Origin of the sequence: Burkholderia sp. WSM2230, from assembly GCF_000472445.1 — a bacterium.
Taxonomy (GTDB): Bacteria; Pseudomonadota; Gammaproteobacteria; order Burkholderiales; family Burkholderiaceae; genus Paraburkholderia.
The window spans coordinates 22,986-48,858 of sequence record NZ_AXAJ01000024.1; the positions used below are offsets into that span (position 1 = coordinate 22,986).

Sequence of the window (25,873 nt, forward strand, 5' to 3'; positions counted from 1 at the left end):
GCTTCTGCCTTCCGCTCACTCCTGTTCCATTGTCGGTTTCGACGCGAACCGGCCACAGTGTCGGGTAATCCCGCGTTGACCCCTTGTCAGGAAATTCCTTACAGTGGCGCCTGTTCGCCCTAAGAATCGGAGTTCTATATACGAACACACCGAAATTTAATGGCGACGACCTATCCGTCCGCATACCATGAATCATGCAGCGGCCGGGTGCGAGGCGCCGCCATAGCGCGGCGCCCGCGGGGCGCGCCCGTCAGGTAAGACAAGGCTCGCTCCGACGAGCCTTTTTGCAGTCAGGAGACACATCATGAATCGCAGCGACGCTGTGAACGTTCAGACCTTCCTCAATGAGCACCCATTTTCGCCGTTCCAGTGGCTCGTGTTTTTCATGTGCTTTGTGATCGTGCTGCTGGACGGTTTCGACACGGCCGCCATCGGCTTCATTGCCCCGTCGTTGCTCGCCGAATGGGGCATCGCCAAACCGGCGCTCGCGCCGGTGCTCAGCGCGGCGCTGTTCGGTCTGGCGTGCGGTGCGCTGGCCTCGGGACCGCTTTCTGACCGGCTCGGGCGCCGCTCGATGCTGCTCGGCTCGGTGCTGCTGTTCGGCGCGGCGTGCCTCGGTTCCTCTTTCTCGACGAGCATCGAGCAGTTGACGGTGCTGCGCTTCGTCACCGGCGTCGGCCTCGGCGCGGCCATGCCGAACGCGGTCACGATGATGGGCGAGTATTGTCCGGACAGCCGCCGCGCCACGATCATCAATCTGATGTTTTGCGGCTTTCCGCTTGGCGCGGCATTCGGCGGCTTCCTCGCCGCGTGGATGATTCCGCATTTCGGCTGGCGCAGCGTGCTCGTGCTCGGCGGTATTGCACCGCTCGTGCTGCTCGTGCTGTTGATGATCAGCATGCCGGAATCGGTACGCTATATGGTCGCCAACAATCAGCCGGTCGCGCGGATTCGCGCGGCGCTCGCGCGCGTGTCGAGCGCAGCCGCTCAGGCAGAATCGTTCACGATGACAGAGACCGCGCCGCAAACCGGCGGCAAGGGCGCGGCTGTGGTGCTGTCGCGTGCATACATTATCGGCTCGGTGATGCTGTGGATCACCTACTTCATGGGCCTCGTGATCTTCTACGCGTCGATCAACTGGATGCCGATTCTGCTGAAGGATGCCGGCCTCACGCCGCAACGCGCGACGCTGATCTCCGCGCTGTTCCCGCTGGGCGGCGTGGGCGCCGTGGTGTGCGGCGTGCTGATGGACCGCTTCAACGCGAACCGGATCATCGCAGCCTGCTATGCGCTGACGGCCGTGAGCGTGTACCTCATCGGCCAGGCGGCGGGCAATGTCGGCGCGCTGGTGCTGATCGTGTTCGTGGCGGGCGTGTTGATGAACACCGCGCAATCGTCGATGCCCGCGCTCGCCGCCGCGTTCTACCCGACGCAAGGCCGCGGCACGGGCGTCGCGTGGATGCTTGGCATTGGGCGATTCGGCGGCATTGCGGGGTCATTCCTCGTGGCGGAACTGACGCGCCGTCACTTCACGTTTGGCGGCATCTTCGCGACGATTGCCGTCGCGGGCATCATTGCGTGCATCGCGCTGCTGATCAAGCAGGCGGCCCGGCCGTATGTGTCGAATGCGGCGGTGTCGAAAGCGGAGTCGTTTGGGCATTGAGTGGTGGGCCGCCGCGCAGCGACGAATCGACGCGGCCAGCAACGGTTCGCTGCCGCGTTAAACTGCGGCCTTTGCGCCCAACAGGATCCGTCGTGATGAAACGCGTAGTCGTATCGGCATTGCTTGCAGCGTGTCTTGCGCAGGCGACCGTTCCCGCCGTCGCGCAAACGGTCAGCGAGCAATGCTTTGCGATCGGCGATATTGCCGGTCAGGTCGCCTCATGGCGGGCCCACAAAAAGACCAGGGCCGAGGCGCTGGATCAGGCCGCCAGGTACTATCGCGACGATGCGGACCGCCGGACTTTCGCCGCCATCATCGAGAAGATCTATGCGCCGAACGCACCGCGCATGACACCGGATCAGGCCAGCATGGCGTTCACGTCCGACTGCGCGAAGGCGCACAAGCAGCAGGCGTTAGCGCACTAACGCCTGCTTTGAGCTGCGCTGCGCGGGCGCTTTCACAGGCTCTTACAGCTTGCGAAACGCATCCAGCGAACTCAGTACGTTGCCGTGAAAATCGAACAACGTATTGTTGTCCCACTGATCGCCGGCACCGGCTTTCCATCCCACATTCGGCGTCGGGATCCATTCGGGTTCCCACCAGAACACACCCTTACCGTGGCCGTCCGGAATTGCTTTTACGATTTCGGCGACTGCCGCGAGGAATTGTGCCTGGCCGGCCGGCGTCTGCGGGAAAGTGGTCGAGCCGGTATTGGTCATTGCGTTGGGCTCGGAGTCGCCGTCGCTGGTGGTCCATGGATAGGCAGTCTCGACCACCATCACGTCCTTGTCGTAGCGCGTTGCGAGATCGTTCGCATTGTTTTGCAGATCGCTCAGCGCGCCCTGCCATTGCGGGTAATACGATAGGCCGATCATGTCGAAGCTCACGCCCCGCTCTACTGCGCTATCGAACCACCAGCGGCTCGTCGCGTTGTTGCCGCCGCTGTCGATATGCAGCATGACCTTGATGCGCTCATCGACCGATTTGACCGCGTCATGCCCGGCCTTCAGCAATTGTGCGAGGTTGTCCCACTGATCGTATTTGCCGAGCGGCCAGAGCATGCCGCCGGTGATCTCGTTGCCTACTTGCACCCACTCGGGACGCACGCCGTCGCGCTTGAGCAGGTTCAGCACGTTCGACGTGTACGCCGACAGCAGCGCGCAAGTCTCCGTAATGTCCTTGCCGGCCCATGCATGCGGTGGATACTGCTTGCCCGGATCGGCCCACCAGTCGCTATAGTGGAAGTCGATCAGGATGCGCATGCCGAGCGCGGCGGCACGGCGCGCCAGCACACGCACATGCTCCGCGTTGTTGTAGCCGGCGGCAGGACTCTGATCGGCGGGAAAATAGTTCGGATTCCCAGGATCGTTCCACACCTTGATGCGAATCGAGTCCACGCCGTGGCTCCTCAACAGCAGCAGACAGTCGTGCGGCACGCCGTGCTCGTAGAACTTCGCACCGTTCGCTTCCAGTTCGGGCAGCGTGGATATGTCCACGCCTTTCGCAAATCGCCCGACACGGCCGGCCGATTTCGCGTCAGCCGCCATGGCCGGCGCGCCGATCATCGAGCCGGCGCCCGCCGCTGCCGCCGCGGACGCGAGCCATCCCAGCATTTCTCTTCTATTCATCTGTCATCCTCCATCTATCAAATGGCGGCTCCTTGATAGGCACGCCCGGTTCAGATTGAAGCTGCCGAATGCCACTGCCTTGCTGCTCTGTACCTCATGCCTCCCGCCATACGCAGACACCGCCAGTGGCGAGCTGCGGCTGTCCCAGCAGGAAGGTCGCATTGGCCGGCACGGGAACCTGCACATGCTCTGCGCCAAAGTTGAACGCGAAGTTCAGATCCGCGCGACGCCGGATGCGCAAACCCTCCGGCAGCAATTGCGTCGCGATGCCGGCTTCCTGCGCGGCCTGCTGCAGCACCGTGCGATGCAATCCGTGCGAAAGCCAGCCGGCCACGTAACGAACGCGCCCATGAGCGAGAATTGCGGGCCACGTGTCGGCGAATTGCGCATGTATATGCGTCTCGCCGTTGGCACGCACGTGCTCGCGCCAATGGAGCGCGACGCCATCCATGCCGCCAATCGAAACGGCAGGCGCGAGCGACGAACGCAAGCTCTCCACTTCGAGCACCTGCATCGGCAGCACACGTTGCAGCGCGCCGGGCGGCAGGTTGTCCGGAATCGCAAATGCGCTGGTTTTCGAGCCGCTGCGCGGACCGAACACCCATTGCGCGGAACCGCGCTCGATCTGCTCGACCAATGCGTCGTCGATCACGGCAAGGCTCGGCACGACCACGAGCCGATACGGCGAGAGGTCGGCCTTGCTCGAGACTATGTCCACGTCGAGCCCGAGCTCGCGCAGCGACTCGTAATAGTCGAAGACCAGCGTCTGATAATCGAAGTCCTTGCCGTGGCGCTGAATCTCGAACATCCACTGCGTCTCGTAGTCGAACAGCACCGCAGTAGCCGCATGTGCAGGAGCGTCGAGTCGAGCGAACTCCGCTACGGAGGCAATCTCACGTGCCGCCTGTTGCACCTCGAGACCGCCAGGTGACAGTTCGTTGTTCGGCAGCTTGAGGCCCGAGTGCATCTGTTCCTGCGCATACGGGCACTGACGCCAGCGGAAATACGACACCAGTTCGGCACCATGCGCGAAGGCTTCGTAAGCCCACAACCTGACCATGCCTTTGGCGGGCACCGGATTCCACGGCGCCCAGTTGACGGGGCCCGCCTGCTGCTCCATCACCCAGAAACGCCCGCGGCCGATTGCGCGGTAACGGTCGTGATCGAATGCGGATACATCGGGATGTGCAGTGCGCGCGTAACGGGCCTTCTGCTCCTCGGGCAGCGCAATCGATTCGGTGCGCGCAATCGGATAGCTGTCCCATGCAGCGACGTCGAGCGCCTTGTCTTCGGCAAAGCGGTAATGATCGAACGTCGTGAAGAAGCCCATGAAGTTGTGCAGCACGTCGGCCGCCGGCGCGTGGCGGCGCAACACATCAACCTGCTCGCGATGAAAACCCGCCACCTCGTCCGACATGAAGCGGCGAAAGTCGAGCAGATGAATCGGATTGGCATCCGTCGGTGTGAGGTTCGGCAATTCGACGGCTTCGAACGACGCGTACTCCATGCTCCAGAACACGTTGCCCCACGCGTCGTTGAGTGCTGCGACCGTTTCATAGCGTCGACGCAGCCATGCTTGAAAGCCCTTTAACGCAGCGGCCGAATAGCTCGGCACCGTCTCGTGACAACCGAGTTCGTTATCCGTTTGCCAGGCGACAATCGAAGGATGCCGCCCATAACGATGCGCCATTGCAGTGACGATACGCAGACACTCGCGTCGATAGGTTTCGCTGCAAACATCGTAATGACGCCGCGAGCCGAAATTCCAACGCGTGCCGTCGGCGCGCACGGGGAGCACATCTGGATGAGCGTCGATCAACCACTTCGGCGGCGAAGCGGTCGGCGTGCCAAGCACCAGTTTCAGCCCGGCATTCGCGAGCGTGGCAATCGCTTCGTCGAGCCATTCCCACACGAATTCGCCAGCGCACGGTTCCATCCGGCTCCACGCAAATTCGGCGATACGCACGTGCGTGATGCCGAGCTCGACCATACGCTCAGCGTCGTCGGCCCACATCGTGCGCGGCCATTGTTCCGGGTAATAGCAGACACCAAGTTGCATGAGAGAGTCTCGTTGTGAGTGACGTCGAATGGCCGGTCAGCCCTTGCTTGCACCAAAGGTCAGGCCGGCGACGAAATGCTTCTGCATCGCGAAGAACATCAATACGGAAGGCAGCGCGGCGAGCACAGAGCCGGCGGCCACCAGATTCCAGGCGGTCGTCCATTGCCCCTTGAGTGCGGCGACGCCCACGGTAATCGGCGCGGCTTCGTCGCCTTGCGTGAGACACAGTGCCCAGAAGTAGTCGTTCCAGACAAAGGTAAACACGAGGATGCCGAGCGCGGCGAGCGCTGGACGAATCAGCGGCAAGACGATGCGCCAGTAGATGGTCCATTCGCTTGCGCCTTCCACGCGCGCCGCCTCGATCATTTCGAACGGCAACTGTTTGATGAAGTTGCGCAGAAACAGCGTGCAGAAGCCGGTCTGAAAAGAAACATGGAAGATCACGAGCGCCCACACACTATTGAACAGGCCGAACTTCAGCGCCATGTCGCGCACTGGAATCATCAGGATCTGGATCGGCACAAAATTGCCGGCCACGAAGCCGAGAAGAATCACGGTATTGCCGGGAAAGCGATAGGTGGCCAATGCAAAGCCCGCCATCGACGCGAGCACAATCGCGCCGAGTACCGAAGGCACCGTGATCAGCACGCTGTTCGCGAAGTAATGCAGCATCGGTGTCTGCGTGAGCGCGGTGCCGTAGTTTTCGATCAGCGCGAAATGTTTGGGCCATGTCCAGTAATCGCCTTGCGAAAGCTCGTCGGAAGAACGAATCGACGTGACGAGCACAGCCAGCATCGGCAACAGCCAGACTAATAGCGCGATCGGCAAAGACGCCTTATAAAGCGCACGATTGAGCGGTTTCCAGCGTTCGACAGGAAGCGGATACATGACGCGTGACTCCTGTAATCAGCGTTCTTCGCGCAGCATGCGGCGCAAATGGAACACGATGTAGATGAGCATGATGGCGAACAGCACGACGGCAATCGCCGCGGAATAGCCTTCGCGGTAGTACTTGATGGCCTGGTCGTACATGTAATAGGCGAGCACGGTGGAACTGTCGAACGGGCCTCCGCCGCTCATCACCGCAATGAGGTCGAAGCTGCGCAGCGCGCCGATCACGGTGAGCACCACTGCCATGAAAGTGGCGGGCCGCAATTGCGGCAGGATCACGTGCCACAAAAGACGCAAGCCTTTTGCGCCCTCCATGCGCGCGGCCTCGACCACTTCAGGGTTGATGCCTGTGAGGCCGGTTAGGTACAGCACCATGCAGAATGGTGTCTGCGGCCACAAGGCGGCGAAGATAATGCCGAACGTCACCGTCTTCGGGTCGCCGAGCACAGGAATGCCGTGGCCGACAATCAAGCGCAGCAGGCCGAAGCCGGGATCGTAGAACCAGCTGAACACCACACCGACCACCACGCCGGACAACACGAACGGCGCGAAGAAAAGCGACTTCATGACACGCATGCCGCGAATGTGCTGATTTAGATAAAGCGCGAACAGCAGCCCCAGCGGCGGCGCGAGCAGGAACAGCGCGAGCCACAGCACATTGTTCTTTAGCGCTATGTAGAAGGTATCCGCGTGAAATAGCTCGACGTAATTGTCGAAGCCCGCAAATGTCTTCGCCGTCATGCCGTCCCAATGATAAAAGCTCAGCGAAATGCTGCTGATGATTGGATAGATCACGCATAGACAAAACAACGCACAGCCCGGCAAAAGAAATAGCAACGCCGCGCGATGCTGATGACGGCGCGTCGTCGAGACGTGACGATGCCGGGCCGCGGGTAGGCGGCGCGCTGCGGAATGAGACATGGATCGAGCCTCGTCGGAAATCGAAAGCATGCGCCGGCGCAGTGTGGCGCCGGCGCAGCGGACCTTACTTCGTGTAGATGCGTTTGCGCGTCGTTTCGAGGCGCGCCAGTATCGCGTCGAGTTGCGACGGGTCGCTATAGAACTGCTGCATCGCTTTCATGCCTTCGTCGGCCATTTCTTTCTGCATGTCGCGATCGTAGAACTGCGCAATGCCGCCTTTCGTGTTGGCGAGCGTCTGGAAGCCCACCTTCGAGATCGCGTCTTCAGGTTCGGCTGCCTGACTGTTGGAAGGCAATTGTCCCCAGCCGCGCGCGAGATCCGCGTTGATTTGCGGCTGTTCCATGAAGGCAAGCAGCCTGCGCGCGTCGGTCTTGTTCTTCGCCTTTGCCGGAATCAGAAGCACGTTGACCGGGCCGTCTTCGGCCATCGGTACATTCGCGTCGATCACCGGGAAGCGGAAAAAGCCCGTTTGCGGCTTCACGGATGCAGGAATGCTCGCGGAGAAGAACGTGCCCATCAACATCATCGAGGCTTTGCCGCTGACGAGAAACGGTGCGATTGAATCGAGATCGTAGGAGAGCGCGTTGTCGATGTAGTAGTGATCGTCGATCAACGTTTTCCACGCGGTGTAGACCTTTTTCACGCGCGCATCGGTGTACGGAATTTGTCCCGCCATCAGTTGCTGGTGGAACGCGTTGCCGTTAATGCGAAGGTCCAGATAATCGAACCATGCGGCAAGTGTCCAGCTGTCGCGAGCGGCGACCGCGATGGGCGCAACGCCACTCGCTTTGAGCTTCTTGCACGCGTCGAGAAATTCGTCCCACGTCTTGGGCTCGCCCTTGATGCCCGCCTTCTCGAACAGGTCCTTGCGATAGAAGAAGCCATAAGCGTCGTAGCCGAGCGGCGCCGCGTACTGCTTGCCCTTATACGTCGATGCTTCCTTCACCGATGCATATTGCTGCGACCAGCCGTTCTTGTTCCAGTCCGGCGTGAGGTCTTCAAGCAGGCCACGTTGCGCGTAATACGCCATGCGCTCCCCGTCGTGCCACGACACTACATCCGGCGGATCGGTCGCGAGCCAGCCGCCCATCTGCACCTTGTACGCTTCCTCGGTGATGTAGGTCACTTTCAGATCGACGTCGGGATTGGCTTTCTTGAACTTGTCGAACGCGTCCTGCCACGTCGAGCGTTGATTGCCGCGCGCCGACACGTTGACGGTGAGCGTGGCGGCGTCGGCCGCGACATGGCCGAGCGAGCCGGCAATGAGCGCGGCTGCAACCGACACGCGCGCAAGACGGCGAAGGCGAAGAGCAATCATCTTTTGTCTCCTTGACTACCTTGTTGGCTGGCAGCGAATGGCTGCCAACGTTGTGAACCGCTCTATGGCGGAATCCAGCGTGAAAAACCGGCTATGGCTTGCGGCCATGCATGCAGAGCGGCGCAATCATGCAGCAACGCGCTCGGGGTCGAACGTGCTACGGCGCAGCGCGATACCTTGTGCGTCGAACAGATGACACGCGTGAGGCGGCACATGAATGCGCATGCGCTCGCCGGAGCCGACAGACGAATCGCCCGGCGCCTTGGCCACGAGCGAGCCCGCCGCGTGATCCGCGTGAATGTAGCTGTGCTCGCCGAGCCGCTCCGCGAGCAGCGTTGTGCACTGAATGAATTGTTCATCGCCGTCCAGACGCAAATGCTCTGGACGCACGCCGAGCGTGACGCGCTCACCGCGCTGCAGGCGCCGGCCATCGACGTAAGCGGTCAACTGCTCGCTTCCTTGCGCGAGCGTCACCAGGACCTTGCCCGGTTCTATCAAATCGACCACGCCGTCGATAAAGTTCATGCGCGGCGAGCCGATGAAGCCCGCGACGAAACGCGAGTTCGGGTGGTGATACAACTCGAGCGGTGCGCCGCTCTGTGCGATGCTTCCGAATTGCTCCGCATCGGCGCCCGCATGCAGCAGTACGATTCTGTCCGCGAGCGTCATCGCTTCGACCTGATCGTGCGTGACGTAGACCACGCTCGCATCGGCAAAGCGCTGGTGCAGACGCGCGATCTCGACACGCGTCTGTCCGCGCAATGCGGCGTCGAGATTGGACAGTGGTTCGTCGAACAGAAACACACCCGGCTCCCGCACAATCGCCCGGCCAATTGCCACACGCTGGCGCTGGCCACCGGACAGCGCTTTCGGATAACGGTCGAGCAGCTCGTCGAGTTGCAGAATGCGCGCGGCTTCGCGGACCTTGCTGTCAATCACGCTCTTCGGCTGCCTGGCGAGCTTCAGACCGAACGCCATGTTGTCGAACACCGTCATGTGCGGAAACAGCGCGTAGCTCTGGAAGACCATCGCGACGCCGCGCCCGGCCGCGGGCACGTCGTTCATCAGGCGGCCGCCGATATGCAATTCGCCCGCGCTTACATCCTCCAGACCGGCAATCATGCGGAGCAAGGTTGACTTGCCGCAGCCGGAAGGGCCGAGAAACACACAGAACTCGTGCTGCGCGACTTCGAGATTGACGCGCCGGATCACCGGCGCGTGGCCGCCGTATGACTTCTCCACGTTGGATAGACGAATGGACGCCATGGTTGCCTCTCGAGGATTTAATCGCTTAAATTCCAAGCAAAAAATAGTTGGCGAACCCTTGTGCGAAGGGCATTTAATCGCTTAAATTCGAGGTCGGGCGCGAAAGCCATATTGAGTGTCTCCTGTTCACCGCGATTCGTGTACAGCACGCGAAGGCGGCTGGTCCAAAGTTGTGCTTTCCAGCAAGTTATCAATGTCGCTCGCTGCTTGCAACATCTGAAGCGCGCTCCCTGAATTTGGGATAACAAGAGAATGGTCACCCTGTCTGAAGTCGCAAAGCGCGCGCACGTCACTGCCGCCACGGTATCCAACGTGTTGCGCAATCGCGAGAAAGTCCGCCCCGAAACAGCGGAGCGCGTGCTGAAAGCCATTGCGGATCTGGGCTACCGGCCGAATCTGAACGCGCGCGCACTGGCCGAGGGCCGCTCGTCGACGCTTGCGTTGATGCTCTCGAACATATCGAACCCGTTCTACCCTGAGTTCGTACTGGCTGCCGAACGGGCCGCGCGCAAAGCCGGTTACTTCCTGATGGTGTGCAATACCGACGACGACGCCGAAATAGGCCGCGCTTATCTGAACCAGATCGCGGGCACCCTGGCGGACGGTGTGCTCGTGATGAATACCGACATCGCGATCAACGACCTGTGCGCGTCGGCTACGCACAGTGCGCCGATCCTGCTGGCCATGTGGGAACACCCGGAAACGCCGCCCGCACTGCCTTGCATCGCCGTGGACTTTGCGCGCGCCGGCGAGCTGGCCGCGCGGCATCTGCTCGAACTGGGCCATCGTGAAGTGGGCCTGCTGATCGGCGACGGTTGCGGCGGTCTGCAGGATGCGCGCTCCAACGGCTTTCGCGCGACCATGCGCGCCGCCGGCGTGGAATCGGATAACGCCGCGGTACTGCAGATACGCGACTCGATCGACGCCGGCTACGCCGCGTGCATGCAGTTGATGGCGGTGAAACCGTTCGTCACGGCTATCTTCGCGACCAACGACCTGCTTGCGATCGGCGCGGCGCAGGCCCTGATCACACTGGGCCGCGCGGTGCCCGACGACGTGTCGGTTATCGGCATCACCGACATTCAGCTCGCACATCAGGTCCACCCCGCGTTGACCACGGTGGCGATTCAAACCCCGCAGATCGCTGAGTTGTCGATAGAAAGTCTGATCCGCCTGATTCAGACTCCAGAACGGCAACCGTCGATGGTGCTCGGGCCGCCGCCGCAACTCGTGGTGCGCGCGTCGACAGGGCCGTGCCGCAGACGTTGATGCGGACACCGCTGAGCAACGCTCAGTGATTAGCGGCAGCCACTGCATTCAGCAGAATATGCTGTGACGGCTCGAAAAAAACGATCTGCACGCCGTAGGCCGCTTTCTGAGGCGATTCATTGACTGCGCGACACGCGTAGCATCGGCTTATCGCATGGCCCCATGCATCCCGCCGCGCCACGCGGCGCAACACGGAAGAAACCGCACGCCCGATTCCGCGAAACGGGCAACCCAAGGAGCAACGCAATGTCTCTCGCATTGACGCGCAATGAACTGATCCGCCCGCTCAATTTCATCGACGGCCAGTGGATCGCCGCCGCAAACGGCGCGCGCTTTCCCGTGACCAATCCCGCAACGGGCGAAACGATCGTAGAAGTCGCAAACAGCAGTGCCGCGGACGCGCGCGCCGCCACCGACGCCGCCGCTCGCGCGCTGCCCGCATGGCGCAGCAAGCTTGCGCGCGAGCGCGCTGAAATTCTGCGCCGCTGGCACGCGCTGATCGTCGCGAACACCGAAGATCTCGCGAAGCTGATGTCGACGGAACAAGGCAAGCCGCTCGCGGAAAGCCGGGGCGAAGTCGCCTATGGAGCCTCGTATGTCGCATGGTTCGCCGACGAAGCAACGCGCATTTACGGCGACATCATTCCGCAGCAGCAGCGCGGCAAGCGCATGAGCGCAGTGAAAGAACCCATCGGCATAGTGGCCGCGATCACGCCGTGGAATTTCCCGCTCGCGATGATCGCCCGCAAGATTGCGCCCGCCCTCGCAGCCGGTTGCACGGTCATCGCAAAGCCCGCCGAAGACACGCCGCTCACCGCGCTCGCACTCGCTGCGCTTGCGCAGGAAGCGGGTGTGCCCGACGGCGTGCTGAACATGCTGTCGGCTTCGCGCGAGCAAGGCATTGACGCCGTGGCCGACTGGCTTGCCGATGCACGCGTGCGCAAGATCACATTCACAGGTTCGACGCCGGTCGGCAAGCATCTCGCGCGCGAGTCGGCCGCCACGTTGAAAAAGCTCTCTCTGGAACTCGGCGGCAACGCGCCGTTCATCGTCTTCGACGACGCCGATCTTGACGCAGCCGTCGCCGGCCTCATCGCGGCGAAGTTCCGCAATGGCGGACAAACCTGCGTGTGCCCGAATCGCGTCTATGTGCAGGCGGGTGTGTATGAGCGTTTCGCCGATCTGCTCGCGAAACGCGTGGCCGCGCTGAAGGTTGCGCCCGCAACGGATCCGGGCGCGCAAATCGGCCCGATGATCAACGAGCGCGCCATCAACAAGATCGCGCGTCATGTGGAAGACGCCGTAAAACAAGGGGCAAACGTGTTGACCGGCGGCAAGCGCCTGAGCGAACTGGGCACGAACTACTATGCTCCGACCGTGCTGACCAACGCGCAGGACGGCATGCTCGTGTGTTGCGAAGAAACCTTTGGACCGGTCGCGCCGCTGTTCCGCTTCACTGACGAAGCGCAAGCGCTCCGCCTCGCGAACGATACGCCGTTCGGTCTCGCCGCTTACTTCTATACGCAGGACGTGCGGCGCATCAACCGCGTGGCTGCGCAACTGGAAGCAGGCGTAATCGGTATCAATGAAGGCGCGGTGTCGAGCGAAGCCGCGCCGTTCGGCGGTGTGAAGGAATCGGGCTACGGCCGCGAAGGCTCGAAGTACGGGCTCGACGACTATCTGTCGATCAAGTACCTGTGCCAGGGCGGCCTCGATCAATGAGCCGTCGGGCTCGCGCTACGCGGGACCATTACCCTGCAGCGTTACGCCAAAGCGTTGCGATGGGCTTCCACCAGTTCGGTCATGCTGTTGAAGCGAAAGTCGAACTTCGGCTGGGAGCCCGGATCCATCGTCGCGCCGAATCCCTGCTTCGCATGCCGGCGATAAATCCAGCAGGACGAGAGTCCTAATGCATTCGCCGGCTTGTGATCGTGAAAGAGACTTTCCGCAGTGTGCAGAATAGTCTCTTTGCGAACGCCGCGTTCACCGAGCTTCTCCAGCATGTACTCGAAATTGCGCGGTGACGGTTTGTATGAACCGATATCCTCCGCAGTGAATATCGCGTCGAACTCGACCTTGAGTTTGGCGTTGCTGTAGCTGAAACTATCGTTATCCACATTTGAAAGAATGACCAGCTTGTAGTGCTGCTTCAGGTACTGCAACGCTGCGGCCGAATCGTCGAATGCGGGCCAATCTCGGATCGACTTGCCATACGCGTCGCAATCCGCGAGCGTGTATGGCACGCCCCATTCTTCCGCGAGGCGCTTATAGACGATGGGCAGCAACTCCTGATAGCGCCGGTAAGGCGTGTACTTCTGCTGCGACGATTCATGACGCGCATGCGCCTCCAGCACCTGGTCGCGCGTAAGTGTTCGCCCGACGCGGTCGAGCAGCGGCCGCAAGCCCTCGAAGATGCCTGTTTCCCAATCGATCAAGGTGCCATAGCAATCGAACGTCAGCGTGTCGAAGTCGGTCAGCCGCATTGGTTGCTCCTCGTCTATCAGCGGATCAAAGCAACAGTGTAGGTTATCCTGCACGTACCGACGTCAAACAGAATCGCTATGAATCTTAGGGCTTTACAGTGCTTCGTGATTCTTGCCGAAGAGCTGAATTTCAGCCGCGCTGCGGATCGGTTGCATATTGCGCAGCCCGCATTGAGTCAGCAGATACGTTCGCTGGAGGAGCGGCTCGGCACGCAGCTCGTCGATCGCGCGAGACGTCCGCTTACGCTCACGGAGGCGGGGCACTATCTATGCACTGAAGCGCGTCAGATACTGGGCGCATTGGAACAGGCGAGCCTCGCGACGCAGGAAATCGGCGTGGGCCGGCGCGGCTGGCTCAGCATCGGCTTCACGCGCTCGGCGATGTACAGCATTCTGCCGCCCGCGCTCAAGGCATTTCATCATGCGTATCCGCAAGTCGAATTGAAGCTCTTCGAAATGCTCACCGAGGAGCAAACGGACGCGCTTCGCGACATGCGCATTCATATCGGCATCGGGCGGCAGCCGTTGGCAATCGAAGGCTGCACGTCGTATCCGCTTCTGCGCGAACGGGTGATGGCCGCACTTGAACCCGGCCATCCGCTCGCCGCGCGGAAAAACGTAAGAATCGCCGATCTCGCGGATACACCGTTGATCCTCTACCCCAAGCATCCGAACGCGCAGTTCAAGCGCTCTGTTTTATCGTTGTATCGCGACGCTGGCTTGACGCCTCTCGTCGCTCATCAAGCGTATGAAATTCAGACCGCAATCGCGCTGGTCGCGGCGGGGCTCGGCGTGACCTTCATTGGAGAATCGGTGGCGCGGCTCGGCCGCAGCGATGTCGTCTATCGACATCTGGTGGGGCCGGGTTCCAGGTACCGTTCGACGCTCGCCGCCACCTTCAGGACCGACGACGCCTCGCCGCATCTGCGTGCGTTCCTCGCCTGCCTGCCGCAGCCGATTGCGGACGCCCCACTATAAGCAAAAGCCTATACAAGCATAAGCAACCGGTCTTGGACCCCTCACCAGCACGTTCTTATCATTGACGGTACACATGACAAGAACGCAGGCACCGCCACTTGGCCGTGCCGCAAGGTAGGAGACAGCATGAACCCGATCGACGAAGCCGTCACCATGCGAAAGGTATATGGGCGCCTGATGCCCTTGCTATTCGCGATGATGTTCTTCAATTATCTCGACCGTATCAACATCGGTTTCGCCGCGTTGGACATGAACAAACAGTTGGGCTTCAGCCCCGCTGTGTTCGGCTTTGCGGGCAGCATTTTCTTTGTCGGCTACATGCTGCTGGAGGTGCCGAGCAATCTGCTGTTGCATCGCGTCGGCGCACGGCGCTGGATCGCGCGCATTCTTCTGACGTGGGGCGCGGTGGCTGCGATCACCGCATTCGTCTTCAACGATACGAGCTTCTACGTGCTGCGCTTTTTGCTCGGCGTGATGGAAGCGGGCTTTCTGCCGGGCGTCGCGGTGTATCTCACGAAGTGGTTTCCAGTGCGTTACCGGGCACGCGCAGTGGGTGGCTACATCATCGCGGGCTCATTTTCGGCAGTACTTGGCGGTCCCATTTCCACTGCGCTAATGACCTACGCTGACGGCATTCTCGGTTTGCATGGCTGGCAGTGGATGTTCATTCTTGAAGGCGTGCCGGCAATGCTGCTCGGTCTTCTCACGCTGCGCATCATGACCGAGCGCCCGGCAGACGCCCACTGGCTCTCTACCGATGAAAAGTACTGGCTCGAATCGACGCTCGCCGCCGAACGGGAAGCCCTGGGCGGCAACACCCACTTTCCGCTGCTGCGTGTGGCGGGCGATATACGCGTGTGGAGTCTCGCATGCCTGTTCGGCTGCGCGCTCGTCGGCATTTATGGGCTGTTCCTGTGGCTGCCGCAGATCGTCAAAAGCCTGGGGCACCTAACCAACCTCGAAGTCGGCTTTCTGTCCGCCGCACCGCCGCTGCTCGGCGTGCTCGGTACGTTCCTGATCAGCCGCAGTTCCGATCGCACCGGCGATCGCAAGAAACACCTCGCGTTCGTGTACTTCATGAGTGCGCTGGCGATTGCCGGCAGCGCGTACGCGCCGAATCCGGTCATCGCCTATGTGCTGCTGTGCGTGACCGGCTTGTTCATCTATGCGGGCAATCCGCTGTTCTGGAGCCTTGCGTCGTCATTCAGAACGGGTGCCGCGGGCGCTGCGACCATTGCCCTCATCAACACCATCGCGCAGTTCGGCGGACTGGTCGGGCCATGGAGCATTGGCCTCGTGCGCAGCGCGACCGGCAACTTCAAGCTTGCCTTGCTGACGATTGCAGCGTTTCTGCTGGTGTCGACGATCATCGCGCTCGTCATGCGGGTCACGGCGCCGGAGGACGAAACGGCCTCGCTCACGACCGGCGATGCCGCGCCGCGTGCCTGATGCAGCGAACCAACAACCGGACATTGCGACAACCAGACGAAGGTATTTGCAAACCATGATCATCGATTGTCACGGGCATTACACGACCTCGCCGCCGCAGCACGAAGCATGGCGCACGCAGCAGATCGCCGCATTGAAGGACGGGCGAACACCGCCAGCGCGCCCCAGCATCGGCGACGATGAAATCCGCGAGAGCATCGAAACCGGCCAGTTGCGCATTCAACGCGAACGCGGCACCGACCTCACGATTTTCTCTCCGCGCGCCGCAGGCATGGGCCACCATCTCGCCACGGAGCAAGCCAACGCGCACTGGTCGCGCGAGTGCAACGACCTCGTGCATCGCGTGTGTTCGCTTTTCCCGCGCAACTTTGTCGGCGTATGTCAGTTGCCGCAAGCGCCCGGTGTGCCGCCCGCGAACTGTATTGACGAATTGCGGCGCTGTGTGGAAGAGCTCGGCTTTATCGGCTGCAACCTGAATCCGGATCCGTCGGGTGGACACTGGTCGGGCTTGCCGCTCACGGACCGCTCCTGGTACCCGCTTTATGAAGCGATGGTCGAACTCGACGTGCCCGCGATGATCCACGTGTCATCTTCGTGCAACCCCAACTTTCATGCGACCGGCGCGCATTACATCAACGGCGACACGTCCGCGTTCATGCAGTTGCTCACCGGCGATCTCTTCGCGGACTTCCCCACGCTGCGTTTCATCATTCCTCACGGCGGCGGAGCGGTGCCATATCACTGGGGACGTTACCGCGGCCTCGCGCAGGACATGAAGCGGCCGCTGTTGCGCGAATACCTGCTGAAGAACGTGTTCTTCGATACTTGCGTGTATCACCAGCCCGGCGCTGAACTGCTCGCAAAAGTGATCCCGGTCGAGAACATCCTGTTTGCCTCGGAAACGATAGGCGCGGTGCAGGGCATCGATCCGGAAACGGGCCACTATTACGACGACACGCGCCGCTACATCGACGCGATCGAATGGCTCAGCGACGCGGACCGGCAACGCATTTATGAAGACAACGCGCGTGCGGTTTATCCGCGGCTATCGCGTCAACTCGATCGACAATTTGCAACGCAAGGAGCCATTGTATGAATCAAATCGGATGGCGCGAATTTGAGTCCGCGCCGCAAGCGCGGCCTGCAATACTCGATGCATTGCGCGAACTCGCGGTTTCACTGCTTAGCGACAACATGGCGCGCGCGAGCGGCATGCTGGGCTTGCAGCCCTATCATCAACCGAAGCCTCTCGCCGGTACGGCGGTCACTGTGCATACGCGCCCCGGCGACAACCTCGCCATTCATCGTGCGTTCGACTTCTGCAGGCCGGGCGATGTGCTGGTGATCGACGGCGCAGGCGACCTCACGCAGGCGCTAATGGGCGAGATCATGGCGAGCTTCGCAGAGAGCCTCGGCGTACACGGGCTCGTGATCGACGGTGCAATTCGCGACGTCGGCGCTCTACGTCAGCGCGCTTTTCCAGTGTATGCGCGCGGCGTCACGCATCGTGGTCCCTACAAGCACGGGCCGGGCGAAATCAACGTGCCTGTCACCGTGGGTGGCATGGTGGTACATCCAGGCGATATCATTGTCGGCGATGAAGACGGCCTGCTCGCAATCGCGCCTGCCGATGTCGACGCTGTAATAGAAGGCGCGCGCCGGCAACAGGCGAAAGAGGCGACGGCGTTGAAGTCGATTGCCGAGGGCAACTTCGACCGCTCATGGGTTGCCCCTCAACGCGACAGAATGATGAACACCTGAATGTGAGCCACATGGTGCAATATTTGAACGCTGCAACGCTTCTTGAACTCGCGCGCCGCGCCGAAGCGCGCGCAAGCGCTCCATGCGCGTGCATGAAAACGCCGCTCGACGGCTGGCAATCGCAGCCGCTTTCCCTCGACGAAACGCAGTTCGACGAAATCGGCACGCTGCTGCCCGAAGAGTGTGCCGAGCCGACTTTCAGCGAGTATCTGCCGGACAAGACGACCTACTGGTCCGCCGACGCGCCCATTGCGCCGCGCTACTTTCCCTACAACCGATGCTCTGTATGGGAATGCAGGTTATGCGGACGTCTTTACCTGCACTACACGGAAGGCGGCGGATATTTCGTCGACCGAAGGATTCGCGCTGTAAAAGCGGAGCTTATCGAAGACGTACCCTTGCCGCCGTAATACGCTAACCGCTCGCCGGTCGGGCAATATGCGTCACGGCGACCGCGCTAAGGTAATTCGCCACCGCCGCTCTTTAACGCCGACGCGTAGCGCGCCGCATTCAACGGCGTGCTACGCAGAAAGTGCGTCAGTGGTCGTCGTCGTGATCCGGCGCGCAGACGTGGTCATCGTGACCGCGCGCTTTGCCCGCATCCGCGCCAACGAGTTTTTGCGCGACGTAGGCCGGCAGTTCGCTCGCGTCCCATGCAAAGACAAAAAACTGATTGGGATTGGCGATGCCCGCCGGATGATTCGTATCGGTGACCGTGCCGAGAAAGTCGTTGTCGTTTGCGATGAAGAGCGTGTGCTTCTTCGCGCCGCCGATCATGACGTCCGGCCCGAACGCGAGTCCTTCCAGCTTCGCGGGAATGTCGTTCGCGTTGTAGCCGTGCGCGGTCAGTTGCGCGACCACGTCGAGGAACAACGTTTTCTGCACGGCGTACGGCGCGAGGCCGGCTTGACCACTTGCGTTGCTCACGTCTTGCGCGCCTGCCAGGTCGATATGGAAGACTCTCTTGAACGCAGCCGTCGAATTATCGCCAAGACCTTTGCCGTCGCGTTCGTCGACCAGCAGTTCGTGATCGTTCACGGCCACCACGTCGCTGACGGTCGGATACTTCGGCTTTGCCGTCGTGCCGATGTTGGTAAGCGGATACGCGAACTGCGTGGTTTTTCCAGTGCGAGTGTCGATCTTCACGATACGCGTATAAGCGCCGTCCGTGCCGCCGTCCTGGATCAATGGGCTTTGCATGGCGCCGAAAAGCGTCTTGCCGTCAGGCGAAATCGCGAGACCTTCCATTCCCTTGTTCGCAACGCGGCCTGCGGTGTTCTGCGCAATTTCATCGCTGCCAACGGGGCTTAGCGTCGAGACAGCAAACATGTCCGGCAGCTTGTAAGTCTCGATACGCCGGCCACTGCGCCTTTCGAAACGATAGACATACGGGCCGTATTCGTCAGAGATATACACGCTCTCGCCGTCATTGCTCACGCGCACACTTTCCGGATCGAAGCGTCCGTCGCGATCATTGGTCGAAAGGCGCGTGGGATCGAAATTATCCGAACGGCCCGTGAAGTAATGCGTGTGATTGCGGCTGTTCAGCGCCGGGGCGCCGTCCGGCACACTGGCCGCTGCGCCGGATCCGTAGACCAGCTTCTCGGAGGTATGCAGCAAAGTGGTGGCAATGAGCTTCGGCGTCAGCGAATAGGGCAGCGACGCGCCGGCCGCGCCCGGCTGCAAGCGCAGGCGCAACGTCTGGAAGCGGTTGATGTACGACGCCGTATCGTCGATGGCCGCGTTGTACGACACCGCATTCGGGCCGCGGTCGGGCACGGCAACGAACGTATGGCATCCCGCGTACGCAATGCCCGAACCGAGGCCGCCGAGCAGGTTGCCCGCCACGCCGTTTTCGAGCGGCGCCGCCGTTTCCTTGGAAAGATCGCCAGTCAGGCCGCCAAGCTGGCCCACCGCGATGAGATCGACCGCAGCGTGCGCAGCCGTCGCGAACATGAGCGACGAGGCGATCGCCGTCAGAGCAAACAGTCTTGAACGAGACACGATTGTCTTCCTTGAATGGAATGCTTTGTTTTAGACGTGTCTGGCGCCGCGCATCATCCAGATACTGGCCGGCATGGATGTTCGCGACGTGACAGGAACGGCCGGCGCGCAGCCCGTCGGCCGGGTGGCCGCCGGTAATATTGCGTGAGACATATGACGCAACGGTGACTTGATTCCCGCGGTGCTCGGCGGCCGCGGGGCCATGCGCCTGGCGGGAACGTTCGCTGCGGGTAACAGGCACGGCGCCCGCCATCGCGACGACGCAAGCCGTCCGCGACTCTGGCGCCAGTCAATTTTTTCAACGCTTCATGTAAGGCTTTCATGTGCGTTTTTCGCGTGCTTTTTGCACGGCCTTCTGATCCGGAGGTATCGCACAAGGGCTTTTGAGCGGACTTCGCAAAGCGGCAGCAACGGCAGTAGCGGCCCACAAGCACGGCGCCAGCCGTCGAGTCCCTAACGGCAGGAGCAAAGATGCAGAACGCAGAGCAGAATCCCACCCAGAAACAGCAGAACGAAATGGCGGCGAAAAGTCCGGCGCACACGCCCGCGACCGGCACGGCTTCTCCGGATGCTCACACGCAGGCGAAGGAGTTCGGCAGTTCCGGCAACGCGGGCTCCGCCGAGCCGGGCGCGCGCAAGAACAACGCGGCAAATCTGCCGCCCATCGACCTGGACGCAGTCACCTCCGACTCCCCCGACCCGCTGCAACGTGCCAGGAGCCGCACCGTTTCCGTGGATACCGCGAATACCGCGTCGATGGACAACACAGTCGACACCGACGGCAAAAACCTCGAAGCGAGGAAAGACGAGTCAGCGTGGCATGACAATGTGATCTCGTCGAACGCGACGCTGGAGAACCATGTTCCCGCTCCCGCAGCGGGGCTTGGCGGCATCGACAGCCGCGCGGGCGGCAACCTGCCGCTCGTTGCAGCGCGCGATGGCTGGCAGGTGACGTATCGCGGCACCGTCTACGTCGAGAGGAGAAACGGCTCGCTGGCCGAGCACGTCATTCAGTTCGACGCGCTGCGCGGGGACAATGAAACCTGAACGTAAGCGCAGGCGCTCGCATACCGCCACTAGCGAGCGCACCTAAGGGCACATATAGGCACACAGCGGCAAGTCAGCTCCTGCACTAACGCGTCGCGAGACAAGGCATGACCCTTGCGCCACTTCTTCGCCGGTCACACGGAACATCTTCCCGCGCGGAGGAAAAACGTGTCGCCTGCCGGCGCGCAAGTTCGAAAGGGGCACCATGGAACTCGTCGAGCACGGCGATCGGGGGCGCGCGAGCCGCGTGCGCGGGCGCCGGCATTCGCGCGTTCTGTCGCGTTATGCGGGCCGGCCGATTCACCTCATCTGGCGCTATGTCGCGCGCCGCAAAGCAGCCCATGTCATCGTGCTCGTGAGCGTCGTCGCCGCAGTCGGTTTCGCGCTTGCTTCGCAGTATGGCATCCGCAATCTGATCGACGCGCTGCCTCAGGGACGCGCCCATCCGCAGACAGTCGCCTACGCATTCGTGGTGCTCGTCGCTCTTATCTTCGCGGACAATCTGATGTGGCGCGTCGCCGGCTGGGTCTCGTCACGCGCTTTCGTGCGTGTGACGGGCGACATCCGCCAGGACATGTTCGGCTATCTGATGGGCCACGCGCCGACCTTTTTCGCGGACAAACAACCGGGCGTGCTGTCGAGCCGCGTGTCGGCCACGGCAAACGCCGTGTATGTGATCGAAAACACGGTTGCGTGGACCGCCTTGCCGCCGACCCTCACGGTGATCGGCGCCATCATCATGGTCGCAACCGTCAGCTTGCCGATGAGCATTGCGCTCGTGGCGATTTCCGCGCTGCTGAGCGCATGTCTCTTCTGGCTCGCGCGCAAAGGCACCTCGCGGCATGAAGCGTTTGCGAGCGAGGCGGCTTCGGTGGACGGCGAGCTCGTCGATGTGATCGGCAACATGGGTCTGGTGCGCGCGTTCAGCGCGTTGCATGCGGAATTGCGGCGCTTCGACGGTCACCTGGAAGCCGAGGCTGCGGCGCGCAGACGCAGCTTGCTGTATCTGGAGAAGCTGCGCATTCTGCACGCGTTCGCCACCGTGTTGCTGTCGGCGATTCTGCTCGGCTGGACCCTTTGGCTCTGGACGCAAGGCCGCGCAAGCACGGGCGACGTGGTGCTCGTCGGCTCGCTGGGCTTTGCGATTCTGCACGGCTCGCGCGATGTCGCGGTCGCGTTCGTCGATTTGACGCAACACGTGGCCCGTCTCGCGGAAGCGTCGCAAACCTTGCTGATGCCCTATTCGATGCCCGAGCCGCCCAAAGCGATACCGCTCGTCGTGCGTGAGGCGACGATCGACTTCGAAAACGTTTCGTTTGCTTATCCGGGCCGCAAGCGCGTATTGAGCAACCTGACGCTGCATATCGAAGCGGGGGAGCGCGTGGGTCTGGTCGGGCCGTCCGGCGCGGGAAAATCGACGGTGCTTGCGCTGCTGCAGCACTTCTATGAGCCCGCTAATGGTTGCGTGCGCATTTCAGATCAGGACATCTCATACGTGACGCTTGAAAGCCTGCAGGCAGCAATGTCCGTAGTGCCGCAGGACGTCACGCTGCTTCACCGCTCGCTGCTCGAGAACATCCGCTACGGTCGCCCCGATGCAACCGAAGCAGAAGTGAAGCGCGCATGCGAGGACGCGAGCTGCATGGATTTCATCGCCGCATTGCCGGACGGATTGAATGCGATAGCCGGCGACCGCGGCACAAAGCTGTCCGGCGGGCAGCGGCAACGCATCGCGATTGCGCGCGCGATACTCAAGGATTCGCCCATATTGCTGCTGGACGAGGCGACTTCCGCGCTCGACACCGCGTCGGAGATCGTCATTCAGGCCGCGCTCGAACGCCTCATGCAAAACCGCACGGTGATTGCGATTGCGCATCGGCTTTCGACGTTGCAGTCGTTCGACCGGATCATCGTGCTCAATCGCGGCCGCGTGGTTCAGGAAGGCTCGCCCGCGCAACTGGCCATGGTGCCGGGCATCTATCGCGATACGCTCGCGCGCCACGGCCGGCGCGCGGCAGCGCATACGCTGAATTGAATCGCCCGGTCATCGCCGCACGCGGAAGAAACGGCCAAACACTAACCGTCCATGCGTTCGCCTTCTTTTCTGATCAACTCGATCAGGCGTTCGGCAGGCAGCCGGTAACTGGTCTGCTGCTGTACGCCCCATTCGGAACGCTCGGTTTCCACGAGCACGACGAACTTGCCGTCCGGGCTCGCTTCAAGGTGCTGCATGTTGAGCATTTCCTCGCCGGCAATATCCGTTTCCTGCCTGAGCGTCATGACACCCTTCGCGCCACATCCCATGCCACGCCTCCATGCCCTTTCGCCGGCGATCCGCGTCTGCCGTGCCGCCCGCATCGCCCCGGAAAGATGACAGCAAAGCGCGTACCGGCAAGGCATTGGCGCGCGATTGACGGTGACCGGTTCTCTCGCCGGTCTGAGCCGGTCTGAGCCGGGCGACCGAGCGCGCGTCGAGCCGCACCGAGGTGCAGATTCTGCGCGTGCATTCGAGCCCGAGCTTCGGGCTCATGTAGCTGCCGCCGCGGCTCGCATCGTTTCGGTCGAGGTCGAGGTCGAGGTCGGCGCGCATCATCTGGTTTATCCGCCGCAAAATGCCGAGTTGCCGCGGGTGGCGCGGTTTATCGCGTGGATCGAGCGGGAAATCGGCCACAAGGAGCGCGCGGCCTGAAAAACGCGGCCGGATTCACACCAGAGTTCTGGGTAGCAGCGTAACCCGCGGCGCACCCCGCAGCGCGCCACGCCGACAGGCTTCATAATGCGATCATTCGAAGCTAGAAACACGCGCCACAATGATCGACACTCACGCAGAACCCAGTTCCTCGCCCCGCCTGACCAGTCTCTCGCACGGCGGCGGCTGCGGCTGCAAGATCGCCCCCGGACTGCTCGCGGACCTGCTCAAACGCAGTGCGCCGCTGCCGTTCTTTCCCGACCTGCTGGTCGGCAACGATACCGCCGACGACGCCGCGGTCTACAAGCTCAACGATGAGCAGGCGATTGTCGCCACCACCGACTTCTTCATGCCGATCGTCGACGATCCGTTCGACTTCGGCCGCATCGCGGCGACCAACGCGCTCTCCGACGTCTACGCAATGGGCGGCAAACCGCTGATGGCGCTCGCCATCGTCGGAATGCCGATCAATGTGTTGCCGCACGACGTGATCGCGGCGGTGCTCAAAGGCGGCGAATCGGTGTGCGCCGACGCCGGCATTCCGCTTGCGGGCGGCCATTCGATCGACTCGGTCGAGCCCATCTACGGTCTCGTCGCCATCGGCGTGGTCGATCCGCGGCGCGTCAAGCGCAACGCGGGCGCCAAGGCCGGCGACGTGCTGATTCTCGGCAAGCCGCTCGGCGTCGGCGTGCTCTCGGCGGCGCTCAAGAAAGACCGGCTCGACGCGAACGGCTACGCGGCGATGATCGGCGCGACCACGAAGCTGAACCGGCCGGGTGCGCAACTGGCCGCGCTCGACGGCGTGCACGCGCTCACCGACATCACCGGCTTTGGACTGCTCGGCCACACGCTGGAACTGGCGCGCGGCTCGAACCTGACCGCGCGCGTGCGCTACGCCGATCTGCCCTGGCTGCCCGGGGTCGTCGAGTTTGTCGAGGCGGGCGTGTTCACTGGCGCGTCGGGGCGCAACTGGGACGCCTACGGCAAAGACATTGCATTGCCGGCGACGTTGCCGTGCGCCGCGCGCACCCTGCTCACCGACCCGCAAACTTCCGGCGGCCTGCTCGTGTCCTGTTCGCCCGAAGCCGTCGATGACGTGCTCGCCCTCTTTCGCGCCGACGGTTTCGGCGACGCCCGTGTGATCGGCGAAATGGTTGCCGGCGCGGGGCGCGTGGAGGTCGTCTAAAAGGTCAACTGGAGGGCGCCGGCGCCCAGCATTGCCGGCCGAAAGGCTGCCGAAAGCAGCGCTCTGCTGCTGCACGCGGCGCGTGCGATAATTTCGGTCTTTCCGGCGTCCTGCGGGCGCCGCTTTTATCCGCTTTCGCGCGGCTTTTGCGCCCTCGCTTTTGCGGGCTGTCTGCTCCCGGTACACCCTTGAAAAACCTACTCGTCAGCCTCGATCAAGCAGGTGATTTCGATGAAATCATCGACGTGCGCACGCCTCTCGAGTTTGCCGAGGACCATATTCCAGGCGCGATGAACGCGCCGGTGCTGAGCAACGAGGAACGGGTGATCGTCGGCACCATGTACAAGCAGGTGTCGCCCTTCGAGGCCACCAAGGTCGGCGCGGCGCTCGTCGCCCGCAATATTGCGCGGCACCTGGAAACCACGTTTGCAGACCGGCCGCGCAACTGGCGGCCGCTGGTGTATTGCTGGCGCGGCGGCAAACGCTCGGGCTCGGTCACCACATTGTTCAACATGATCGGCTGGCCGGCGCGGCAACTGGACGGCGGCTACAAGACGTATCGGCGCGCCACAGTCGAAGCGCTCGCCACGCTGCCCGCCCAGTTCCGCTATGTCGCGCTGGTCGGCCCGACCGGCAGCGGCAAGACACGGCTGCTGGCGGCGCTTCACGAAGCCGGCGCGCAGACGCTCGACCTGGAAGCGCTCGCCGCGCATCGCGGCTCGCTGCTCGGTGCGTGGGCGGGTGTGCCGCAGCCGTCGCAAAAGGGCTTCGACACCTTGCTCGCGAGCGCGCTGCGCGGTTTCGATCCGGCCCGGCCTGTGTTCGTGGAAGCGGAGAGCCGCCGCATCGGCGCGATCACGCTGCCGCTCGCACTGCTCGACACGTTTCATCGCGGCGCGTGCGTGGAAGTGGTGACGAGCCGCGAAGACCGCTCGACCTTCCTGCTTCACGACTACGCACATCTGTTCGACGATCCAGAGTCGCTGAAGGCGCAACTGCAGCGTCTGATCGGCTTGCATAGCCGCGAGCGCGTGGCCGGCTGGCAGAAGCTCGTCGACCAGAACCGGCGCGCCGAACTCGCGAACGAACTGATCGAGTTGCACTACGATCCTGCGTATGCGCGCAGCAGCCATGAGCATTTCGTGCAATTGCCGCAAGCGCTAAAAATCCACTTCCGGCCCAACGACGCCGACGTCGTCGATCAGGCCCGGACGCTTCTCGCGCAACTGGAGAAGCACTCATTCGCGCTCGTCTGACCCAA

Annotated in this window: 22 protein-coding genes and 1 pseudogene; 14 read left to right on the plus strand and 9 right to left on the minus strand. The window is 62.2% G+C overall.

Annotation, left to right across the window (positions count from 1 at the left end; all coding sequences use genetic code 11):
* Positions 1 to 304 precede the first annotated feature (304 nt).
* The gene (locus tag A3AC_RS0128190) at positions 305 to 1,663 is read left to right on the plus strand and encodes an MFS transporter (RefSeq protein WP_025602881.1); all 1,359 of its coding nucleotides are present in this window, start codon (positions 305 to 307) and stop codon (positions 1,661 to 1,663) included.
* Between the two features lie 95 nt (positions 1,664 to 1,758).
* On the plus strand, positions 1,759 to 2,088 hold the full coding sequence (locus tag A3AC_RS0128195; RefSeq protein WP_025602883.1) for a hypothetical protein: 330 nt from the start codon (positions 1,759 to 1,761) through the stop codon (positions 2,086 to 2,088).
* Positions 2,089 to 2,130: 42 nt separating this feature from the next.
* Here A3AC_RS0128195 and A3AC_RS0128200 read toward each other — a convergent pair whose 3' ends face one another.
* The 6 genes from A3AC_RS0128200 to A3AC_RS0128225 all read right to left on the minus strand — a co-directional run bounded on the left by A3AC_RS0128200 (position 2,131) and on the right by A3AC_RS0128225 (position 9,746).
* Entirely contained in the window at positions 2,131 to 3,291 is a 1,161-nt protein-coding gene (locus A3AC_RS0128200) for a glycoside hydrolase family 53 protein (RefSeq protein WP_025602885.1), read from the minus strand.
* A 94-nt stretch (positions 3,292 to 3,385) separates the two neighbouring features.
* Positions 3,386 to 5,350 (minus strand): beta-galactosidase, encoded by a 1,965-nt coding sequence (locus A3AC_RS0128205; RefSeq protein WP_025602886.1) that lies wholly within the window; start codon positions 5,348 to 5,350, stop codon positions 3,386 to 3,388.
* Between the two features lie 36 nt (positions 5,351 to 5,386).
* The gene (locus A3AC_RS0128210) at positions 5,387 to 6,238 is read right to left on the minus strand and encodes a carbohydrate ABC transporter permease (protein WP_025602887.1); all 852 of its coding nucleotides are present in this window, start codon (positions 6,236 to 6,238) and stop codon (positions 5,387 to 5,389) included.
* A gap of 18 nt (positions 6,239 to 6,256) precedes the next feature.
* On the minus strand, positions 6,257 to 7,162 hold the full coding sequence (locus A3AC_RS0128215) for a carbohydrate ABC transporter permease (RefSeq protein ID WP_025602888.1): 906 nt from the start codon (positions 7,160 to 7,162) through the stop codon (positions 6,257 to 6,259).
* Between the two features lie 64 nt (positions 7,163 to 7,226).
* Positions 7,227 to 8,480 (minus strand): ABC transporter substrate-binding protein, encoded by a 1,254-nt coding sequence (locus A3AC_RS0128220; protein WP_025602890.1) that lies wholly within the window; start codon positions 8,478 to 8,480, stop codon positions 7,227 to 7,229.
* Between the two features lie 126 nt (positions 8,481 to 8,606).
* Entirely contained in the window at positions 8,607 to 9,746 is a 1,140-nt protein-coding gene (locus A3AC_RS0128225) for an ABC transporter ATP-binding protein (protein WP_025602892.1), read from the minus strand.
* A gap of 252 nt (positions 9,747 to 9,998) precedes the next feature.
* Here A3AC_RS0128225 and A3AC_RS0128230 point away from each other — a divergent pair, with 252 nt between their 5' ends.
* Both A3AC_RS0128230 and A3AC_RS0128235 read left to right on the plus strand, forming a co-directional pair.
* Positions 9,999 to 11,015: a LacI family DNA-binding transcriptional regulator gene (locus A3AC_RS0128230; RefSeq protein WP_025602893.1), complete on the plus strand. Its 1,017-nt coding sequence runs from the start codon at positions 9,999 to 10,001 to the stop codon at positions 11,013 to 11,015.
* A gap of 246 nt (positions 11,016 to 11,261) precedes the next feature.
* Positions 11,262 to 12,737 (plus strand): NAD-dependent succinate-semialdehyde dehydrogenase, encoded by a 1,476-nt coding sequence (locus A3AC_RS0128235; RefSeq protein WP_025602894.1) that lies wholly within the window; start codon positions 11,262 to 11,264, stop codon positions 12,735 to 12,737.
* 41 nt (positions 12,738 to 12,778) lie between these two features.
* On the opposite strand, the gene A3AC_RS0128240 is transcribed toward A3AC_RS0128235, so the two are convergent.
* Positions 12,779 to 13,498: a haloacid dehalogenase type II gene (locus A3AC_RS0128240; RefSeq protein WP_025602896.1), complete on the minus strand. Its 720-nt coding sequence runs from the start codon at positions 13,496 to 13,498 to the stop codon at positions 12,779 to 12,781.
* A gap of 78 nt (positions 13,499 to 13,576) precedes the next feature.
* Here A3AC_RS0128240 and A3AC_RS0128245 point away from each other — a divergent pair, with 78 nt between their 5' ends.
* The 5 genes from A3AC_RS0128245 (at position 13,577) to A3AC_RS0128265 (ending at position 18,096) form a co-directional block, all read left to right on the plus strand.
* Positions 13,577 to 14,476: a LysR family transcriptional regulator gene (locus tag A3AC_RS0128245; RefSeq protein WP_025602897.1), complete on the plus strand. Its 900-nt coding sequence runs from the start codon at positions 13,577 to 13,579 to the stop codon at positions 14,474 to 14,476.
* Between the two features lie 126 nt (positions 14,477 to 14,602).
* Positions 14,603 to 15,925, plus strand: coding sequence for an MFS transporter (locus A3AC_RS0128250; RefSeq protein WP_025602899.1), 1,323 nt, complete (start codon positions 14,603 to 14,605; stop codon positions 15,923 to 15,925).
* A 55-nt stretch (positions 15,926 to 15,980) separates the two neighbouring features.
* The gene (locus A3AC_RS0128255; protein ID WP_025602901.1) at positions 15,981 to 17,021 is read left to right on the plus strand and encodes an amidohydrolase family protein; all 1,041 of its coding nucleotides are present in this window, start codon (positions 15,981 to 15,983) and stop codon (positions 17,019 to 17,021) included.
* Positions 17,018 to 17,686 (plus strand): RraA family protein, encoded by a 669-nt coding sequence (locus A3AC_RS0128260; RefSeq protein WP_025602903.1) that lies wholly within the window; start codon positions 17,018 to 17,020, stop codon positions 17,684 to 17,686. The genes A3AC_RS0128255 and A3AC_RS0128260 overlap by 4 nt, the downstream gene beginning before the upstream one ends.
* An 11-nt stretch (positions 17,687 to 17,697) precedes the next feature.
* Positions 17,698 to 18,096: a hypothetical protein gene (locus tag A3AC_RS0128265; RefSeq protein ID WP_025602905.1), complete on the plus strand. Its 399-nt coding sequence runs from the start codon at positions 17,698 to 17,700 to the stop codon at positions 18,094 to 18,096.
* 127 nt (positions 18,097 to 18,223) lie between these two features.
* Here A3AC_RS0128265 and A3AC_RS0128270 read toward each other — a convergent pair whose 3' ends face one another.
* Positions 18,224 to 19,690 (minus strand): esterase-like activity of phytase family protein, encoded by a 1,467-nt coding sequence (locus A3AC_RS0128270; RefSeq protein ID WP_025602907.1) that lies wholly within the window; start codon positions 19,688 to 19,690, stop codon positions 18,224 to 18,226.
* Between the two features lie 471 nt (positions 19,691 to 20,161).
* On the opposite strand from A3AC_RS0128270, the gene A3AC_RS29590 reads away from it, so the two are divergent.
* Entirely contained in the window at positions 20,162 to 20,737 is a 576-nt protein-coding gene (locus A3AC_RS29590; protein WP_035476035.1) for a DUF3005 domain-containing protein, read from the plus strand.
* 205 nt (positions 20,738 to 20,942) lie between these two features.
* The gene (locus tag A3AC_RS0128280; RefSeq protein ID WP_025602909.1) at positions 20,943 to 22,772 is read left to right on the plus strand and encodes an ABC transporter ATP-binding protein; all 1,830 of its coding nucleotides are present in this window, start codon (positions 20,943 to 20,945) and stop codon (positions 22,770 to 22,772) included.
* A gap of 41 nt (positions 22,773 to 22,813) precedes the next feature.
* Here A3AC_RS0128280 and A3AC_RS0128285 read toward each other — a convergent pair whose 3' ends face one another.
* Positions 22,814 to 23,017 (minus strand): hypothetical protein, encoded by a 204-nt coding sequence (locus A3AC_RS0128285; protein WP_232231997.1) that lies wholly within the window; start codon positions 23,015 to 23,017, stop codon positions 22,814 to 22,816.
* A gap of 161 nt (positions 23,018 to 23,178) precedes the next feature.
* On the opposite strand from A3AC_RS0128285, the pseudogene A3AC_RS31340 reads away from it, so the two are divergent.
* From A3AC_RS31340 to mnmH, 3 genes and pseudogenes are all read left to right on the plus strand, one after another.
* Positions 23,179 to 23,268 (plus strand): annotated as a pseudogene (locus A3AC_RS31340) (LysR substrate-binding domain-containing protein); the annotation flags it as partial.
* Between the two features lie 279 nt (positions 23,269 to 23,547).
* A complete protein-coding gene (gene selD, locus A3AC_RS0128295) occupies positions 23,548 to 24,612 on the plus strand; it encodes a selenide, water dikinase SelD (protein ID WP_025602915.1) in 1,065 nt (354 codons plus the stop codon).
* A 188-nt stretch (positions 24,613 to 24,800) separates the two neighbouring features.
* The gene (gene mnmH / locus A3AC_RS0128300) at positions 24,801 to 25,868 is read left to right on the plus strand and encodes a tRNA 2-selenouridine(34) synthase MnmH (RefSeq protein WP_025602917.1); all 1,068 of its coding nucleotides are present in this window, start codon (positions 24,801 to 24,803) and stop codon (positions 25,866 to 25,868) included.
* The last annotated feature ends 5 nt before the right edge of the window (positions 25,869 to 25,873 follow it).

Coding starts and splice junctions, on each gene's coding strand:
- A3AC_RS0128190 (WP_025602881.1), top strand. CDS start 305: ATGAATCGCAGCGACGCTGTGAACGTTCAGACCTTCCTCAATGAGCAC.
- A3AC_RS0128195 (WP_025602883.1), top strand. CDS start 1,759: ATGAAACGCGTAGTCGTATCGGCATTGCTTGCAGCGTGTCTTGCGCAG.
- A3AC_RS0128200 (WP_025602885.1), bottom strand. CDS start 3,291: ATGAATAGAAGAGAAATGCTGGGATGGCTCGCGTCCGCGGCGGCAGCG.
- A3AC_RS0128205 (WP_025602886.1), bottom strand. CDS start 5,350: ATGCAACTTGGTGTCTGCTATTACCCGGAACAATGGCCGCGCACGATG.
- A3AC_RS0128210 (WP_025602887.1), bottom strand. CDS start 6,238: ATGTATCCGCTTCCTGTCGAACGCTGGAAACCGCTCAATCGTGCGCTT.
- A3AC_RS0128215 (WP_025602888.1), bottom strand. CDS start 7,162: ATGTCTCATTCCGCAGCGCGCCGCCTACCCGCGGCCCGGCATCGTCAC.
- A3AC_RS0128220 (WP_025602890.1), bottom strand. CDS start 8,480: ATGATTGCTCTTCGCCTTCGCCGTCTTGCGCGCGTGTCGGTTGCAGCC.
- A3AC_RS0128225 (WP_025602892.1), bottom strand. CDS start 9,746: ATGGCGTCCATTCGTCTATCCAACGTGGAGAAGTCATACGGCGGCCAC.
- A3AC_RS0128230 (WP_025602893.1), top strand. CDS start 9,999: ATGGTCACCCTGTCTGAAGTCGCAAAGCGCGCGCACGTCACTGCCGCC.
- A3AC_RS0128235 (WP_025602894.1), top strand. CDS start 11,262: ATGTCTCTCGCATTGACGCGCAATGAACTGATCCGCCCGCTCAATTTC.
- A3AC_RS0128240 (WP_025602896.1), bottom strand. CDS start 13,498: ATGCGGCTGACCGACTTCGACACGCTGACGTTCGATTGCTATGGCACC.
- A3AC_RS0128245 (WP_025602897.1), top strand. CDS start 13,577: ATGAATCTTAGGGCTTTACAGTGCTTCGTGATTCTTGCCGAAGAGCTG.
- A3AC_RS0128250 (WP_025602899.1), top strand. CDS start 14,603: ATGAACCCGATCGACGAAGCCGTCACCATGCGAAAGGTATATGGGCGC.
- A3AC_RS0128255 (WP_025602901.1), top strand. CDS start 15,981: ATGATCATCGATTGTCACGGGCATTACACGACCTCGCCGCCGCAGCAC.
- A3AC_RS0128260 (WP_025602903.1), top strand. CDS start 17,018: ATGAATCAAATCGGATGGCGCGAATTTGAGTCCGCGCCGCAAGCGCGG.
- A3AC_RS0128265 (WP_025602905.1), top strand. CDS start 17,698: ATGGTGCAATATTTGAACGCTGCAACGCTTCTTGAACTCGCGCGCCGC.
- A3AC_RS29590 (WP_035476035.1), top strand. CDS start 20,162: ATGCAGAACGCAGAGCAGAATCCCACCCAGAAACAGCAGAACGAAATG.
- A3AC_RS0128280 (WP_025602909.1), top strand. CDS start 20,943: ATGGAACTCGTCGAGCACGGCGATCGGGGGCGCGCGAGCCGCGTGCGC.
- A3AC_RS0128285 (WP_232231997.1), bottom strand. CDS start 23,017: ATGACGCTCAGGCAGGAAACGGATATTGCCGGCGAGGAAATGCTCAAC.
- selD (WP_025602915.1), top strand. CDS start 23,548: ATGATCGACACTCACGCAGAACCCAGTTCCTCGCCCCGCCTGACCAGT.